Origin of the sequence: Sphingobacterium corticibacter, from assembly GCF_003076635.1 — a bacterium.
Taxonomy (GTDB): domain Bacteria; phylum Bacteroidota; class Bacteroidia; order Sphingobacteriales; family Sphingobacteriaceae; genus Sphingobacterium; species Sphingobacterium corticibacter.
Map to the genome: position 1 here is coordinate 34,839 of NZ_QDKG01000001.1, position 16,442 is coordinate 51,280.

Consider the following 16,442-nt stretch of genomic DNA (forward strand, 5'->3'; position numbering starts at 1 on the left):
TTGGCTAGATTATATAGTTTGCGCGCGATCCAGCCTGGGTACGACCCATCTCTCCAGTTTGTTATTTGGATTGAATAATTATTTTTCCATTTTCCTGTCGGTAGGTGGTTCCGGTAGCCAAGCAGATCATCTCCAAAATGTCTTCCATATCATCTTGTGAAGTGAATTCGCCCGAAAACTTGTGATCGTCTGCTAAGGATGGTTCGAGAATAATATCGATGCCGTAGCGTTGCTGTAACTTTTGGGCAATATTTTGGAAGTTGTCATCATGGAATAGCAGAGAACCCGAGTTAGCTGCCTGATGTATATATTGCCTTACTTGATCGTCCGTCTTGCTGTACACCAAACTGTCGGCCGCGATTAAGGTGTATCTTTTACTTGGATCATGCAGCGAGGATACGGCCACTTTTCCAGTTTTTACAGCGATATGCCACAGCGATTCGTTTTCGTAAGAACGAATGCGAAATGAAGTACCCAATACTTCAGTTTGCATCGCCGATCCCTTAATCCTAAATGGTCGGGAAGCATCTTTCTGCACTTGAAAGAAAACCTGTCCGGTAACCAAATGAATTGTACGTGCGGTATCTGACTGAAATTCTGGGCCAACTTCTACCTGCGAATTTTCCTCTAAGAAGATGGTCGAACCATCTGCTAGTGTGATCTGCTTAGTTTCGCCAGCACTTGTTTGATAGATGAGGCGCTCCGGTTGAAAGAAATGATAGAGACCAAAGGTGAGAAGAAGCGAAGCAGCCGCTGTAGCCGCTGCACTCCAGATGGAAATGCGTTTATTCCCTGTTTTTGACTCGTCATAATCCGCCGTCTGAGTTGCTTCCTCGATGTGTAGCCACATTTTTTCGCGGATGGCTTCCTGCTCATCTTGGCTATGCGGTAAGGGCTTTTTGACTAAAAACGAAAGCCACTGTCGCAGTGCTTCCGTTTGCTTTAAGGTGTTTTTCTTTTTCAGGTAGTTTTCTACGATTTGCTGAATTTCTTTCCGCTGCATATAAGTACTGTTCGTTACTTATAAGTCTAGAAAAGGTAGAGGGAGGACTAGTGAGCCGTGTTATGAAATCGTTACCTGTCTATTAAAGTTTGGTGCGCCGATCTCCGGTTTACAACTGGTTTAAGAAAACTGCTACAGCCAAATAGGCCGCATCACCCAACTGTGTGCGTAGTTTGCGTCGGGCGGCAGCCAAATGGTTTTTGACGGTAGCTTCTGAGATGAGCAATTTTTCTGCGATTTGTGGAATAGAAAGACATTCTACGGTTCGTAGGTAGAAAACCTGCCGCATTTTTTCGGGTAATAGTTTGACCTGCCGGTCGATTTCTTCCTGCAATTCTTGCACTAATACTGGGTCTACGGCTTCTACGAAGCTATCTACTAAAGCGTTTTCAAATGGGATATTTCGCTTGTTGTAGCTTAATTTGGTCTGCAGTCGGGTCAGGGTTTTGTAACGAACTGCTCCAAAGAGGTAATTGTCGATGCTGGTCTGAATTTGTAGTTCGTGACGCCGATCCCAAAAGTTGATAAAGACCTCCTGTACCACATCTTGCGCATCATCATTATCCTTTAGTAAATGGTATGCAAGTCTAAACAACCGTTCCCAGTTACGCTGAAAAATAATGGATAGTTGAGCGTGACTAACACTTGGATTAGTCGTCGAATTGGGCGAATCTGCTAATAGTTCGTCGCTGTGATCTTCATCGGTAGGTGATAGGTGCATCTCCGACAAAGGTCGTAAGCAAAGATTAAGGGAAAATTAAAAGTGCGTAAGGATACTGTTATAGTTTGTTGCCACAGATGTCCATTTAGAATGCCAAAAAAAAATCCTCCGGAAGAATTCTTCCGGAGGATTTTGATACATTCATTATGTTCTAAGCTTGCTTAACCGCGTTTTGCTAAAGCAATCTTCGTGTCTAATTCTTTCACCAACTTATCCACATTGGGTTCCGAGCCCGAGTTTTGGAAACGGATGAAACCTTCTTTGTCGATAATCACTTTCGCAGGGATCCCTTGGATACCATAAGCGGTTACCGTTGCTTTGGAGCGATCTTTCATTTCGTCAAATAGTACGTTGAAGTTATAATTGTTTTTGGCGATAAACTCGTCTACTAGTTCTTTGTAGTTTTCTTCGCGCTGCCAAGTATCGATAAACAAAAACTCTACTTCATCATCGTTCGCATATTTATTTACGGCTGCTTGCATACCAGGGAATGAGATGATACATGGTCCACACCAAGTCGCCCAGAAATCTAATACTACTACCTTACCTTTTAAAGAAGCTAAGGAAACTTCTTTGCCTTCACGGTTCATTAATGTAAATGCAGGAGCTTCCTCTTTCTTCATTTCCTGCTCATATTTCGCAAAATATGCTTCCGTCATTTGCTTGTCTAAGTCGGCAAGATGTGCTTGGAAGTCAGCTTTGTCGCCGTTAACATCTTTATACAATACCTGCGCCTGTGCTACGATGGTAGAATCTTTTCCATTCGCTGCGATGAACTTTTCGTAGGTTTCCAAAGCTTTTGCTTTGTCGCCTTTTTGCGCATAAGCGTTACCCAAGGTTTTGGCATTTTGCAAAGCATAGTAGCCACCGTAGTTTTCTTCTTCTAAAGCTGATTGCGTAATTAAAATTGCTTCATCAAAGTTTTTTTCCCCGACCAATGCCGCTGCGTAAAGAGGAGCTACCGCACCATAATAGTAAGCACTGTTACTTTCTTTGATTGCAGGATCTTCGGATTCGTTAGCCGCCTTGCTTACAACATAGGCATCCTTCAACAGTGGAGAAAATGCTTTGTAATCTTTCTGTTCTTCTGGTAATTTATCGAAAGTGGTAGCGACAGCAGGTACGTAGTAATTTGTTCCTTTCAATTGTCCTAACAGTTCGATCGTCTTCGGCATATTTTGCTCTTTCGCATAGCGCGTAGATAAGTTATAGACGGCCGAGTGATACATGTTTTGATCTTTTTCTGCGTAGTTGCTCGCCGGATACTGTTTTTCCCAAGCTAAATAAAGCTGTTCAATATCTGCGGCAGATTTGTCTTCACCAGCCTCTTTCATCATGGCAGCATACGATTTATTACGTACAGTAACACCTTGTGGATATGCTGCTTCGATCGCTGCGCGGATTTCGTTTGCACGGCTAGCGTCATCCAATGCGCGCTCATACACGATCGCTGCAAGATCAAGCTCGTCTTCACCTTTTTTCAGTGCCAATGCCTCGGCTTCTTTTCTCAAAAGGGCTTTGTCTTCTTCTTTACTGCTGCTGGCTAATTTATTGATTTGATTAAGAATCTCTTCGTATGTCGCCCCCTCTTTAGCGGCCACTACTTCCTGCGCCTGAGCTTGCTGGAAATATAATACTGCGCTACAAGCGAGCGCGATCCATTTTATCTTTTTCATCATGTTGTACCTTACTTTAGTTTATCAGATAGATGTTTTCGACCTTTCGTTATTGGGCGAAGATCTGTTTGTGTTTACTGCTTATTTGTGTAGTGAAAATTTATATATCGTCTTAGACTGATATTCCTGTCCTTTGTCAAGTATTACCGACGGGAATTCGGGCATATTTGGCGAATTTGGGAAATGCTGTGTTTCGAAACACAAGCCGGTATACGGTGTGTAGGCTTTGCCGGCCTTGCCGGTATCTTCACCAAACAAGTGATTTCCAGTATAAAAATGTACCGATGGCTCCGTGCTGAAAACTTCTAGCTGAATGCCCGAAGAAGCCGATCGCGCCGTAGCTAATGGTTCTTGATCACCAACAGTGACGACATAGCTGTGGTCAAATCCTTTGGCTACTTCCTGTTGCGGATTACTTAAGTCCAGTTGATCCGAAATCAGTGTTTCGGTTCGGAAATCAAATGGCGTATTCGCGACGTCTTCGCCCGTATTTAGTGGGATTTGATCGGCATTGGTCGGGATGTATTTACTTGACGGAATGCGTACATAATGATCCAGTATTTCCCCTTGGCCTTCGCCATGCAAATTGAAATACGCATGATTAGTCAAGTTAAGCACCGTCTTTTGATCTGTAACTGCTCTGTAAGCAATTTTTAATTCATTTGCATCGGTCAACTCGTAAGATACATGCACATTGAGATTGCCCGGAAATCCGCCCTCTCCATCATTTGCCGTATAATAAAAGTCCACTTTATGCTGCAAGCTCACTTGGCGATCCCATACGCGATCATGAAATCCATCGCTACCACCATGCAAGCAGTTGCTACCGTTGTTTTTTTCCAGTAGATATTCCCGTCCGTCCAGCTCAAAACGCGCATTCGCAATGCGATTCGCATAGCGACCCACAGTCGTGCCCAAGAATTTAGCTTCCGCGTTCAAATAATCTCCAATGTTATCAAAACCCAACACCACGTCGGTCGGTTCACCTTGTTGGTTGGGCACGATAATGCTCACAATCCGTGCGCCATAATCGGTGAGCGCAACCTGCATACCGGCCTGATTTTGAAGCACAATAAGATGCGTGTTTTTATCGCGATGTTTTGTTTTAAATTGTGCAGGATCAGGTAGCTGATAAGTGATCATATAAGATTGTTGTTTCTATTTTGGTGACTAAAGATAACGAATATTTTCAATCTCGGCAAATGGCAGATGCGGGTCTAAAACTGGGTCGATGTGCATTCCCCTTCTCCCGATTAAACCGTATATTTGGCGGTCAAAACACGATATTGCATGCAGTGGAAACAACTATTATCGGCTAAAAGGTGGGGCTATGAAGCCCGGGAAATGAATGACCAGATTGATGCGCGCTCTGAGTTTCAGCGTGATTACGATCGTCTGATATTTTCGTCACCTTTTCGCAGATTGCAAAACAAAACGCAGGTATTTCCATTGCCCGGATCCGTGTTTGTTCACAACCGGTTGACGCATAGCTTAGAAGTCGCCAGTGTGGGCAGGTCTTTAGGTCGATTGTTTTACATGATGACCAAAAAGAATAATCCCAATATCGATATCGAGGTGCCTTTCCTACAAGAGGTCGGCAATATCGTTTCGGCAGCTTGTTTGTCGCATGATTTGGGAAATCCGGCTTTCGGTCATTCCGGCGAAGCCGCGATATCGTCTTACTTCACCGATGGTGCAGGCTTACATTTTAAAGAACAGGTTACAGAGGCGCAATGGGCAGATCTTACACATTTTGAAGGAAATGCCAATGCGCTACGCATTCTGACGCATCCTTTTAACGGGAAAGATGATAAAGGATTTGCGCTCACGTATACGAGTCTGGCGGCGATTGTCAAATACCCTTGTCGCGCTATTGATGGCCATGTAAAAGGTAATCATCACCGCAAGAAGTATGGTTTCTTTGAGGGCGAAAAGCCCATTTTTGATAAGATCGCCATAGAACTTGGTCTAAAGACCGATCCTGAAAATCCAGATGGATATCTGCGTCATCCGTTAGTCTATCTGGTGGAAGCGGCCGATGATATTTGTTATAATATTATCGATCTAGAAGATGCGCATCATCTGCGCATATTATCTTATTCTGAAGTGGAAGCGTTATTGTTGCCGCTTTGCGGAGATGCGAATCTGCGCGAGCGATTGGATGGATTAGCCGACGAAGGCAGTCGCGTATCTTTGTTACGGGCAAAAGCCATTAATACCTTGATCCACGGTTGTGCCAAGGTGTTTACGGATCATCAAGCGCAATTATTAGCAGGTACTTTTCAATCTTCTTTGATGGATGCACTGGATCAGCCATTGGTCGACCAGATGAAACGCATCGAAAAACTGTCGATAAAACGTATCTATAATGCGCCTAACGTGGTGCAGATTGAGATTGCTGGTTTTAAGGTAATGAATGCATTATTGGGCGAATTCTTGCCCGCTTATCTTAAAACCAACAAAACTAAGTTTGATGAAAAGGTCGTTGCGATGATTCCAGAACAGTTTCATGCCGCGTCAGATGATGTGTATAGCAAGATTCGTTCTGTGCTAGACTTTGTGTCGGGCATGACCGATGTGTACGCCGTAGATTTGTACCGTAAAATTCAAGGAATCACCATTCCTTCCTTAGACTAAACAAGATCCTGACGTTTCGATACGAAAAAGCATGAAAGTAGTAATTGCGGAGAAGCCATCTGTGGCGCGAGATTTGGCGCGAGTGATGGGAGCGAAAGATATTAAAGATGGCTATATCGAAGGAAATGGTTATGCTTTTACCTATGCATTTGGGCATTTAGTGCAATTGTGCACGCCGCAAGCGTATGGTTATCATAGCTGGGCGGCCAGCAACTTGCCAATTATTCCACCTGCGTTTGCACTGGAAGTAAAAAAAGTGCGCAAAGATGGCCGTCAGGTAGATGATGGCGGCGCAGCCAAGCAGTTGAATACGATCAAAGGTTTGTTGGACAAAGCCGAAGAAATCATTGTGGCAACGGATGCGGGGCGCGAAGGAGAATTGATCTTTCGCAATATTTATTATTACCTCAAATCGGATGTGCCATTCAAACGTTTGTGGATTTCTTCGCAAACGGATAAAGCTATCAAAGCGGGCTTTGCTGCGCTGAAAGAAGGTGCGGAGTACGATAGCTTGTACATGTCGGCGCGTTCTCGTTCGGAATCCGACTGGCTGATCGGTATCAATGCCACGCAAGCCATTACGCTAGCAGCCGGAAACAAAGGTTTATTGTCCTTAGGCCGTGTGCAAACGCCAACTTTGGCCATGATTTGCGCGCGCTATTTGGAAAATCTTGATTTCAAACCACAAGCATTTTTTAAGATTCAAGCTGGTTTTGAAAAAGATGGTATCTCTTTCACAGCGACATCCAATAAGTTCGACAAAAAAGAAGATGCAGATGCTCGATTCGCCCAACTGAAAGTAGGCGATAACGCCGAAGTGACACAGGTAGAAGCCAAGGAAACGAAAGAGCAACCACCGCTTTTGTACGATTTGACTACGCTGCAACAAGATGCGAACAAGAAATATGGCTATTCTGCCGATCAAACGTTGAGCATTGCGCAAACCTTGTACGAGAAAAAGGTAATCACCTATCCACGTACGGGTTCGCGGTATATCGGAGAAGATGTGTTCGAGACGATCGATCCTTTATTCCAACATTTGGCGGCAACGGCTCCAGAAAATATTGCGGCGATAAGCCGAAACCTGATCGGAGCGAAGCTTAATAAACGTTCGGTGGACGACAAGAAAGTGACCGATCACCATGCTTTGCTCGTGACCGATGAAAAACCGGGACCGATGCCCAAAGATCAGCAGCACGTCTATGAGATGATCGCGAAGCGAATGGTCGAGAGTTTTTCCGACATATGTATTAAAGACATTACCACTGTGGTGCTCAAAGCCGAGGATACGGAACTTATTGCCAAAGGGACGGTGATCCGTCAATACGGCTGGCGCTTATCTGCCGAGCAAGTAGAGCCTGCCGCGGAAGACGAAAAAGGCAACGAAGATCAGGATAATGAAAATGCGCAATTGCCGAAGTTGACGACGGGTGAATGGCATGCCATGCGTTCTTTGGCCTTGTCGGAACGCTTTACCAAAGCCAAGCCCGTGCATACCGAAGCTTCTTTGTTGAAAGCAATGGAAACTTCTGGCAAGGAAATCGAAGACGAGGAAATGCGTCAAGCGATGAAAGACTGTGGATTGGGAACGCCTGCTACGCGCGCTGCGACCATCGAAACCTTGTTTCAACGCGAGTATATCCGTCGGGAAAAGAAAAAGCTGGTACCCACCGATAAGGGATTGACGATCTATAATCTGGTGAAAGACCGTTCTATCGCCAAGGTGACGCTGACCGGAAAGTGGGAGCAGAAGCTCGAAGAGATGCGTGCCAATAAAGTGTCTTACGACGTCTTTATGAAGCATATCAAAGATTACACGGCGAAGATTACGGGTGAGTTGCTGCAATTGAAAATTGCTATTGCGCAGGAAGAAGCCAAGCCGCAGCAAAAAGGCAAGATCAAATGTCCGAAATGTGAACCAGGCAACATCCATTTGTACGAAAAAATCGCGCAATGTGATCGCTATGCGCAAGGTTGCGATTTTAAAATCTGGCGCACTCTGAATGGCGTATTCTTGGAAGAAAAGGAAATGAAAAACTTGTTGGAGAAAGGAAAAACTTCGGTGCTGAAAGGCGTGAAGAATAAGCAAGGCCAATTGGTAGAATCAGCCTTGACATTCGAAAATCTGCGCGTTAGCCCGGTTGAATAACCGAGCTAGCGATTAAAGGTATAGCCGACGGTCCATTCGATGAAATCGGCCTTGCCCATATGTGCTTTGATCGATACACCTGCGTTGATATTTTGATATACATAATAACGTGCTCCAGCACGCAGAAAGAACTTATTAATCTCTCCATTGAAGACCTGGTTGTGGATGTAATAGCCCACATTTCCATTTAATACCAAGCGTTGGTTGAGCACATGCGCTAAATAAAACGATGGGCCGCCCGAAAGCTTGGAACCTAAATCACCGGATTTATCGCCAGCAACTTCATCATCATTTCCAGACGAAGAATAGAAAAGGTCTAAGCCACCTCCGATACGCCATTTATGACTGACGTGCCGACTAGCGTATGCACTTATCGTAGATTTGAAATACAGGTGATCATTATATTCACTAAGCTGTTTCACACCAGCTCCGTAGTTGATGTGGAAAAGCGTTCGCCTACTATAAGGCGGAATGTCGGCCTTTCTTGCACGTACGGGCATCGGGTTAGGTTGATAATTAACCGAAATCGTGACGGGCACTAGATTCACACCAGAATTGGGCAGAGCCAATGCGCCATTGGAAAAATGATGAAAGGCCAAACCTAATCCAGCACGCCATTTGGGGTGAAAAGCGTATTGTGTACGAATACCAAAATCGATAAATACATTATTCTTGGAGCCAATAACCAGATTCAGAGGATTATCCTCCTCATCGAATGGATAAAAATTACCAGATAAACCTAATCCAATGCGATAATCATAAGACCAACGACTGTGCTCGCGAGGAGCAATCGGCGTCTGTACGAATCCATACAAAGCATACGGATTACCGATGATGTCATTATTGAATGTGCTGGAGTAAAATCCTATTCCATAAATTGGATTGTTGTATAATTCAAAATAGGGGTCTTTTTTATCACGTTGCTGCCAGCCTACTTTGAAGTTGACGCCTTCATAATAGGCATCCTGATAAGCAACCTTCGCATTTTTCTGCTGCAAAATCCCACCATTTTCTATCTCCATTTCAAAAACTATGGGAGATTTTCGCTTTGCGATAGAATCCGTTTGTGCGTACACATTATTTGCAGCCACGATAAAAAAGAAAATATATAGCGTAAGTAGACGTCGCACGAATAGAATTTATTGAATAAGGCGCAAAAATACATACATTTTTAGAATTTTCTGTTTCGTTGCAGTCCTCATCCGCCATTTTTTCGTCATTAGCTGCTCAAACTATCAAATAACTTATTCAAAGCCCTACCTTTGTTTGAGATATGGCGACACGACTTTACAACCCTTTTCTAGATTTTAAATTCGATAATAAGACTTGTTTTTTGACCGGCCAGGCCTTGCATTCTGCCGATGAGCAAATTCAGGTATTCCCGGTATGGATGATGCGTGCTTTCAATTTGGAAGAGCAGCCGTTTAAGATGCTGGATGAAAGCTTTTCTACCTACAAAAAGTTGAAATTGCCCTGCTCTGCGGACGCAGCATTACAGTTGGAGTCAGTAGAATCTGCGGTAGAACGCGCTATGGCTATTGGTTATGATGCGGTAAAGGAATTGCCAACTACCATTTTATTCCAATGGGTAGCCAAGATCCTGTATGGTGTCGTGTTTAATGAAATACAGGCCGGAATCAGACAAGCTACCATGAGCGGGGAGGAGATGAACTTCTCGCAGGCTTTGGTGCACAAATTTCGCAATCTGCATACCATGTTGCAATCGGCCATTCACCCCATGGAATTTGAAAATAGAAACCCATTCTCGGTGTTAGTTCTTCCGGTAGAAAATGCGCCGGAAACCTTTATCTACCGCGACGAGATTAATACGTTGATCTTTTCGCTGCGGATGAATGATTTTGCGATCATTGCGACGCTACAGGATAATGGCACGCATGCGATCTATCATGAAGATGTGCTGGCTACGGTTAAAGACAAGGTCTTGCATCCGATTCAATTCGAAGAAATCTGTGCGCGCTATTTCTACTCGGCATATCTGTTTAATAAGCTGCCAGAATACACGTATATGGACACACCCAATATGATCTATGTAGAGCCGATGCCGATGCAAGATTGGACGATGAAGCCTATTTTCGATCATTGGCAGGTGAAAACTTACGGACAGGTGTTGGAGAATTTTTGGAAACCTTGGGGATATACGCTTTTTGAGATCATCAAAAATCCTGAAGAGCCGATGAGCTTTATTTCCGATGAAGACGGAAACTTTCGGGAAAAGGTCGATCTTCCCCTTGCTTAAGCGGTCTTGGTCTGCATTGCATACTTCTTCTTGCTTCGTGGAGTGATTTTTGTTCCTTTCCACTCTGAAAGGTAGGAACAAACAGATGCAGACGATAAAATACATTTTTTCGATTGTGCTCGGGCTCTCGCTGAGTGCCGTGATGCCCGCAGCTTATGCTATTGCAGAAAAACCTATTTCGGTGGATACCATTTATACCGAGGTAGATGTGATTCCTCGGTTTTCTGGCGGCGCGAGAGGTTGGAGTAACTTCCTGAACAAAAACCTGAACGTTCGTAGTATACAAGAAAGTATCGACGAAGATAGCTACATCAGCTTTGGACTAGTGCAGCAAGCCAATCTGGAATTTACGGTGTGTGAAGATGGCAAGGTCTGCGACATAGAAGTGCTCAATGCCGACAAGATCAGTCCCGAGTTCAAAGAAGAAGTGATGCGCGTGATGAGACGCTCACCACGCTGGAAACCAGCACTGCGCGATGGTCAGCCTGTAAAGACCCGTTTCCGGCAACCGGTTGTGGTCAATTTAAAAGACCGTTAAACAGCTGCAGCTTTTTGCGGTTTCATTTCCTCTTTCAGGAATCTGCCCGTTTCACTTTTCTTCACTTTGATCAGATCTTCGGGTACGCCAGCAAATAGCATGGTGCCGCCTGCTGCTCCGCCTTCTGGCCCCATATCAATCACCCAGTCTGCCGTTTTGATCACATCCAAGTTGTGTTCAATAATCAAGACACTGTTTCCACGATCCACCAAACGATTAATCACGCCCATCAAGACATTCACATCTTCAAAATGCAACCCAGTGGTTGGCTCATCCAGTATATAAAATGTACTTCCCGTATCTTTCTTAGACAATTCGGTCGCTAACTTAACACGTTGGGCTTCACCGCCAGACAATGTCGTTGATGATTGTCCTAAGGTGATATATCCTAAACCAACATCTTGCAAGGTTTTGATCTTACGGAAGATGGACGGAATATTCTCAAAAAATTCTACAGCCTCATCAATACTCATGTGCAATACATCCGCGATGGATTTTCCGCGGTAGCGTACTTCCAATGTTTCGCGATTATAGCGTTTGCCGTGGCAGGTTTCACAAGGAACTTGCACATCGGGCAGGAAGTTCATTTCAATAATCTTCATGCCCGCTCCTTGACAGGTTTCACAACGCCCACCTTTTACATTGAATGAAAAACGTCCCGGTTTGTAACCTCGGATTTTGGCTTCCGGCAGTTGTACAAACAGCGTTCGGATGTCCGAAAATACACCGGTATATGTAGATGGATTCGACCGTGGAGTTCGCCCGATCGGACTTTGGTCGATCTCGATCACCTTATCAATATGCTCTAATCCTTCAATGGATTTGTAAGGGAGTGGTGTCGCTTTCGCCCGGAAGAAATGATGATTCAAGATTGGATAAAGCGTTCCAGTAATCAAACTAGATTTTCCAGAACCTGATACACCCGTTACCGCGATGAGTTTTCCTAAAGGGAATACCGCATTTACCTTTTTCAGGTTGTGTCCTGTTGCTCCCGACAATACCAACTCTTTGCCGTTGCCTTCACGTCGTGTGGCAGGAATGGCGACTTCTTTTCGGCCGTTTAGATAAGCTGCTGTCAGCGTATCTGCTTTCAAAATATCTTTTGGCTTACCTTCTGCCACGACTTTACCGCCGTGTAAACCAGCATGTGGCCCCATATCGATCACATAATCGGCATGCAAGATCATATCCTTATCATGCTCTACGACCAATACCGAATTGCCAATGTCACGCAGATTCTTTAAAGCATGAATCAGGCGTTCGTTGTCGCGCTGATGCAAACCAATGCTCGGCTCATCCAAAATATATAAGACGTTGACCAACTGCGAGCCAATCTGCGTAGCCAATCGGATGCGCTGCGCCTCGCCGCCCGAAAGCGTTTTGGAACTACGGTTTAGCGTGAGGTAAGTAAGTCCTACATCCAACAAGAATCCCAAGCGCGTACGGATCTCTTTCAAGATTTCGGTCGCAATAGTGCGCTGGCGATCATTCAAGCGATCTTCTAGTCCTTCGAACCAAGCGTGTAGGTTAGAAATATCGGTCGAAGCCAACTCATAGATATTCTTTTCGTCTATCTTAAAATGAAGCGATTCTTTTTTCAATCTTGCACCTTGGCAAGTAGGGCAGATGACTTTCGTACGGAAATCTTCGACCGGACGGCTATCCTCCTGTTGTTTTGGAGCGTGCTCTTCCAATAAGGTGAAGATGCCTTGGAAATTGACTTTATATTCTCTTGCGCCGTAGCTGCCATAGGAAACGGTGAGTGGAATAGGTTCTTCTGCTCCGTACAGAAGCATGTCTATTTGCTCTTCCGTTAGCTTGCTGATTGGCGCGGTAAGCGAAAAGTCGAATTTGGCAGCAATGGCTTTAATGATGGCCGAAGTCCAAGATTCGCGCAGCGCGCCGATCGGTACAATAGCCCCTTTCTGAATGCTCAAGGTGCGATCTGGAATGACCATTTGCTTATCGATCTCAAATACATAACCTAATCCGTCGCATTTCGGACAAGCGCCATAAGGCGAGTTGAACGAGAATGTATTGGGCTGCGGTTCGTCGTAGGAAATTCCAGATTCTGCATCCATCAAGTAGCGGCTGTAGAAATTCTCTTTATCTTCTTTATTGACAATCTTGATGATACCTTTGGCGGTTTTCAACGCTTGCAACACCGAAGTGTACAAACGCTTGCGGTCGTCTTCATTGACATACAATCGATCGATAACAATCTCGATATCGTGGATTTTATATCGATCTACCTGCATTTTGGCAACCACATCTAAGATATCGCCATCCACGCGTACTTTGGTATAACCTTGTTTACGGATCTGCTCGAATAATTCGCGGTAATGTCCTTTTCGGCCTTTGATGACCGGTGCTAGAATGTAGATGGGATCGCCTGCATATTCTTCCATAATACGATCAATGATCTGATCGTCGGACATGCGCTCCATTTTGCGGCCACTCGCGTAAGAATAGGCTTCTCCTGCACGAGCATATAGCAAACGCAAGAAATCGTAAATTTCTGTGATGGTGCCGACTGTGGATCTCGGGTTTTTGGAAGTGGTTTTTTGTTCGATGGAAATCACTGGACTTAATCCAGAGATTTTATCCACATCGGGGCGCTCCATGCCACCTAGAAACTGACGGCTATATGCCGAAAAAGTTTCCATGTAACGGCGTTGCCCCTCGGCATAAATCGTGTCGAAAGCCAAGGATGACTTCCCACTACCGCTCAAGCCGGTGATTACGACCAGCTCATTACGCGGAAAGGATACATCAATGTTTTTAAGATTGTGTACCCTTGCTCCAAAAACCTCTACCTCACGTTGTTCACCCAGATCTACCGTCTTATCTTTTGCCATTAGAATCCTGATTTATGCAGGTGGCAAAGTTACGCATTTTAAAGACGACTTTTGCGTTTTGCTTGGGTATACTTCGTACTTACTTGCTGGTAGTGCGTAAGTAAATTTTACCATGTGTTGTACGCAAGTTGATATTTTCACCACCACCATTAATCGTACCTTGAATTCGATTAGAGGAAGCCCCTGAAATGGTAAAGGATTGTGGTAATTCCGAAAAAGCAGATTCCAACGCCACATTGGCCGATTCCATGGCTTGTTCTATCACGTTTCCAATCGAGTCGGATAAGCCTTCTGATTGTAGATCAATGCTAATCTTGTTCCTTAAACTATCGGTATTCACGTAAGTTTTAGTTTTTGCCAAAACAATCGTAGGATCTTTTTGCTTCGTGGTTGGCTTCAAGTCAATATTGAGTTCTTCTGCTGCAAAAATTTCTCCCAAAGTGGTACGCAATTCCAAATTGGCAGGCGTTGATTTGGGGATGGCGACATCGATAAAACCTAAGGTTGATACTAAAGAAACAGGTCCTTTCACCGGTTTATCTAATACGGCCTCAATGTTTCCATGTACCGTTTTAATGGTCATCGGGCCAGTTACTTGCTGTAGTTTTACATCGCCAAATGTATTACTCACTTCGATCTCTGATAGCAAATCCTTTAATGCAATAGTGCCTTCTGTCCAGCTTGAAGGAGATTTGATAGATAGCGCAATCCTTTTTGGCAAACGTAGATGTACGGAGTCCAATTTCTGATAGTTCACGACGCTAAGTACAGTTGTGCCGTCGTTTGCTTCTGTCAACTGTAGCCCGACACCTGTATTATCTTTTAAGCCTGAGCTGTTTATGCCTTGTAATCCAGCGGCACGCTCGTCCTGCTCTGTGCGTTCCGCCCAGGTAGTCACGACCACTTCATTACCATCGTAGCCCTCTGCTGAGATCGCATTGGAGTTTACTAGTAGTTTGCCGCTATTCTTCTTAAAACGGTATTCTTTTTTTTCTAAATCATTACTGTTAGATTTTGCGGTATTGAATGTACCTGTCCCATATACCACTTTCGCTTGAGGTGGTTGAGCTGGTGTTGTTTGCGCTGTACCTGTGATACACATAGCTAACAAAGCTATTACGCTGCTGATTATCTGTGTTTTCATAGTCTTGTGTTTACCAATTTTTCATTAATACGGCATACGCCTGATTTTTGACGAGGTCGATAGCCAAAGGATCTTCTACGATTGCTTCCAAACGTTTGGTGGTTGCATCATTAATCTTTAAATCTTCTGTTTCAGCCATGGCCTGCATCAGTTCTACTTGCATAGTTGCATCTTTTTGTTGCAGGAATGCGTCCTGAATTTGTTGTTCCTTTTGCTCCGCAGAAGCATGTTCCATGAAGATGTCATACGCTGCCAAACGGATGTTTTCATTTGGATCGCTTGCCATGAGGTGTTGGATTTTTTCCATGCCGGCATCCGGTACATAATCCATACTCGCCAATTGCAATACGCCTTCCATTCGGTTGATGGCAGAGCTTTCATCCGCTAGCAAAGCATAAGATTTCGCCAATGGATCTTCTATCTCGACGTGTTTTGATCGATTTTCTTGGATCTGTTTTTGCGGCTGTCTTGTCGTTGTTTGTGCCGTACGCGCATCGATATCATACGTCAATCCATCCTTGTTAGGACTAACCTTCGATATTGGCTGATCAACAGTTGAACCTTGCGCACTATTGTTATTTTCCGGTTGTGCTAGTTGTGCGATTTGAGCATTTGTATCTTCTTCTACGATTGCATTGCTTGCATGGTACTGTTTCCATATGATTCCGCTCACCATTAATATCGCCACAATAGATGCGGCGGCATACCACATCCGTGCCGGGCGTATTCGCTTGATTGGAGTAATCGTTTCTTCTTGCTCCGCTGCCGCCTCGATTTGCTGCGGTAATTTTTTCTTAATCTGATCCCAAACAAGCGGTGAGGGCTGATGCCGATCAAACGCCTGCCTATTCTCGTTCACAAATTTTTTCAATTTATCTTCCATAACACCCTTTCTCCTTTATCATTTGTGCTATTTTTTGCTTCGCTCGGTGATACTGACTGCGTACCGCCGTGTGTGACAGACCTAGTGTTTCTCCAATTTCTTCTTGGGACATATCCTCAAAAAGGAACAGATTGACGATTGTTTTCGTCAGATCGGGCAGTCGTTCTATCGCCTGTTCAATATCTTCGACGCGACTTTGTTGCCATTCATTCTCTTCGTCATCGCGCAGAATTTCCGATCCTTGTACTTCATCGATATCGGTAAAATAGATACGGCGTTTGCGCAAATGCGAAATACTCTTGTTAATAGCAATGCGCTTTGTCCAAGCTTCGAAGCTATCTAGCTCTACCAATCGATTCACATTCGAAAAGACATTGACAAATACTTCTTGCAAGAGATCTTCTGCTTCGGCTATATTATTGACGAGCCGATAGATCGAGTTATAGATCGACGTAGCATACCGTTCATATAACCGCGTATACCCGCTGTCTTTACCAGCAAGACATAAGTCTATTAATTCCTTATCGGTCCAACTAGCTTTCACCCTCTTATTTTAACCTAGTGTCTTTCATCTTG

At 44.3% G+C, this 16,442-nt stretch carries 13 protein-coding genes; 4 read left to right on the plus strand and 9 right to left on the minus strand.

All coding sequences use genetic code 11. From position 1 onward, the window contains the following. Window positions 1-61: 61 nt before the first annotated feature. From DC487_RS00125 to DC487_RS00140, 4 genes are all read right to left on the minus strand, one after another. Window positions 62-1,003: a FecR family protein gene (locus DC487_RS00125; protein ID WP_116773915.1), complete on the minus strand. Its 942-nt coding sequence runs from the start codon at window positions 1,001-1,003 to the stop codon at window positions 62-64. 109 nt (window positions 1,004-1,112) lie between these two features. Then, on the minus strand, window positions 1,113-1,724 hold the full coding sequence (locus tag DC487_RS00130) for an RNA polymerase sigma factor (protein ID WP_116773916.1): 612 nt from the start codon (window positions 1,722-1,724) through the stop codon (window positions 1,113-1,115). A 161-nt stretch (window positions 1,725-1,885) separates the two neighbouring features. Then, complete coding sequence (locus DC487_RS00135; RefSeq protein WP_116773917.1) at window positions 1,886-3,403, minus strand: TlpA family protein disulfide reductase; 1,518 nt, start codon at window positions 3,401-3,403, stop codon at window positions 1,886-1,888. A 78-nt stretch (window positions 3,404-3,481) separates the two neighbouring features. Beyond that, window positions 3,482-4,543, minus strand: a complete 1,062-nt coding sequence (locus DC487_RS00140) for an aldose epimerase family protein (RefSeq protein ID WP_239016290.1) — start codon at window positions 4,541-4,543, stop codon at window positions 3,482-3,484. A 147-nt stretch (window positions 4,544-4,690) separates the two neighbouring features. Between DC487_RS00140 and DC487_RS00145 the strand changes: the two genes are divergently transcribed. Continuing rightward, entirely contained in the window at window positions 4,691-6,037 is a 1,347-nt protein-coding gene (locus tag DC487_RS00145) for a deoxyguanosinetriphosphate triphosphohydrolase (protein ID WP_116773918.1), read from the plus strand. A 31-nt stretch (window positions 6,038-6,068) separates the two neighbouring features. Next, on the plus strand, window positions 6,069-8,186 hold the full coding sequence (gene topB / locus DC487_RS00150; RefSeq protein ID WP_116773919.1) for a type IA DNA topoisomerase: 2,118 nt from the start codon (window positions 6,069-6,071) through the stop codon (window positions 8,184-8,186). A gap of 5 nt (window positions 8,187-8,191) precedes the next feature. On the opposite strand, the gene DC487_RS00155 is transcribed toward topB, so the two are convergent. Next, entirely contained in the window at window positions 8,192-9,208 is a 1,017-nt protein-coding gene (locus DC487_RS00155) for an acyloxyacyl hydrolase (protein WP_116774984.1), read from the minus strand. Between the two features lie 251 nt (window positions 9,209-9,459). Between DC487_RS00155 and DC487_RS00160 the strand changes: the two genes are divergently transcribed. Together DC487_RS00160 and DC487_RS00165 are read left to right on the plus strand one after the other, a co-directional pair. Continuing rightward, window positions 9,460-10,443 (plus strand): hypothetical protein, encoded by a 984-nt coding sequence (locus DC487_RS00160; protein WP_116773920.1) that lies wholly within the window; start codon window positions 9,460-9,462, stop codon window positions 10,441-10,443. Window positions 10,444-10,528: 85 nt separating this feature from the next. Next, window positions 10,529-10,981 (plus strand): energy transducer TonB, encoded by a 453-nt coding sequence (locus DC487_RS00165; RefSeq protein WP_116773921.1) that lies wholly within the window; start codon window positions 10,529-10,531, stop codon window positions 10,979-10,981. On the opposite strand, the gene uvrA is transcribed toward DC487_RS00165, so the two are convergent. From uvrA to DC487_RS00185, 4 genes are all read right to left on the minus strand, one after another. Next, entirely contained in the window at window positions 10,978-13,839 is a 2,862-nt protein-coding gene (uvrA, locus tag DC487_RS00170) for an excinuclease ABC subunit UvrA (protein WP_116773922.1), read from the minus strand. The genes DC487_RS00165 and uvrA overlap by 4 nt on opposite strands. Window positions 13,840-13,918: 79 nt before the next feature. Beyond that, complete coding sequence (locus DC487_RS00175) at window positions 13,919-14,983, minus strand: DUF4097 family beta strand repeat-containing protein (protein WP_133228280.1); 1,065 nt, start codon at window positions 14,981-14,983, stop codon at window positions 13,919-13,921. Window positions 14,984-14,993: 10 nt separating this feature from the next. Next, window positions 14,994-15,866, minus strand: a complete 873-nt coding sequence (locus DC487_RS00180; protein ID WP_116773924.1) for an anti-sigma factor — start codon at window positions 15,864-15,866, stop codon at window positions 14,994-14,996. Next, a complete protein-coding gene (locus tag DC487_RS00185; RefSeq protein ID WP_116773925.1) occupies window positions 15,856-16,410 on the minus strand; it encodes an RNA polymerase sigma factor in 555 nt (184 codons plus the stop codon). The genes DC487_RS00180 and DC487_RS00185 overlap by 11 nt, the downstream gene beginning before the upstream one ends. Window positions 16,411-16,442 lie beyond the last annotated feature (32 nt).

Coding starts and splice junctions, on each gene's coding strand:
- DC487_RS00125 (WP_116773915.1), bottom strand. CDS start 1,003: ATGCAGCGGAAAGAAATTCAGCAAATCGTAGAAAACTACCTGAAAAAG.
- DC487_RS00130 (WP_116773916.1), bottom strand. CDS start 1,724: ATGCACCTATCACCTACCGATGAAGATCACAGCGACGAACTATTAGCA.
- DC487_RS00135 (WP_116773917.1), bottom strand. CDS start 3,403: ATGATGAAAAAGATAAAATGGATCGCGCTCGCTTGTAGCGCAGTATTA.
- DC487_RS00140 (WP_239016290.1), bottom strand. CDS start 4,543: ATGATCACTTATCAGCTACCTGATCCTGCACAATTTAAAACAAAACAT.
- DC487_RS00145 (WP_116773918.1), top strand. CDS start 4,691: ATGCAGTGGAAACAACTATTATCGGCTAAAAGGTGGGGCTATGAAGCC.
- topB (WP_116773919.1), top strand. CDS start 6,069: ATGAAAGTAGTAATTGCGGAGAAGCCATCTGTGGCGCGAGATTTGGCG.
- DC487_RS00155 (WP_116774984.1), bottom strand. CDS start 9,208: ATGGAGATAGAAAATGGTGGGATTTTGCAGCAGAAAAATGCGAAGGTT.
- DC487_RS00160 (WP_116773920.1), top strand. CDS start 9,460: ATGGCGACACGACTTTACAACCCTTTTCTAGATTTTAAATTCGATAAT.
- DC487_RS00165 (WP_116773921.1), top strand. CDS start 10,529: ATGCAGACGATAAAATACATTTTTTCGATTGTGCTCGGGCTCTCGCTG.
- uvrA (WP_116773922.1), bottom strand. CDS start 13,839: ATGGCAAAAGATAAGACGGTAGATCTGGGTGAACAACGTGAGGTAGAG.
- DC487_RS00175 (WP_133228280.1), bottom strand. CDS start 14,983: ATGAAAACACAGATAATCAGCAGCGTAATAGCTTTGTTAGCTATGTGT.
- DC487_RS00180 (WP_116773924.1), bottom strand. CDS start 15,866: ATGGAAGATAAATTGAAAAAATTTGTGAACGAGAATAGGCAGGCGTTT.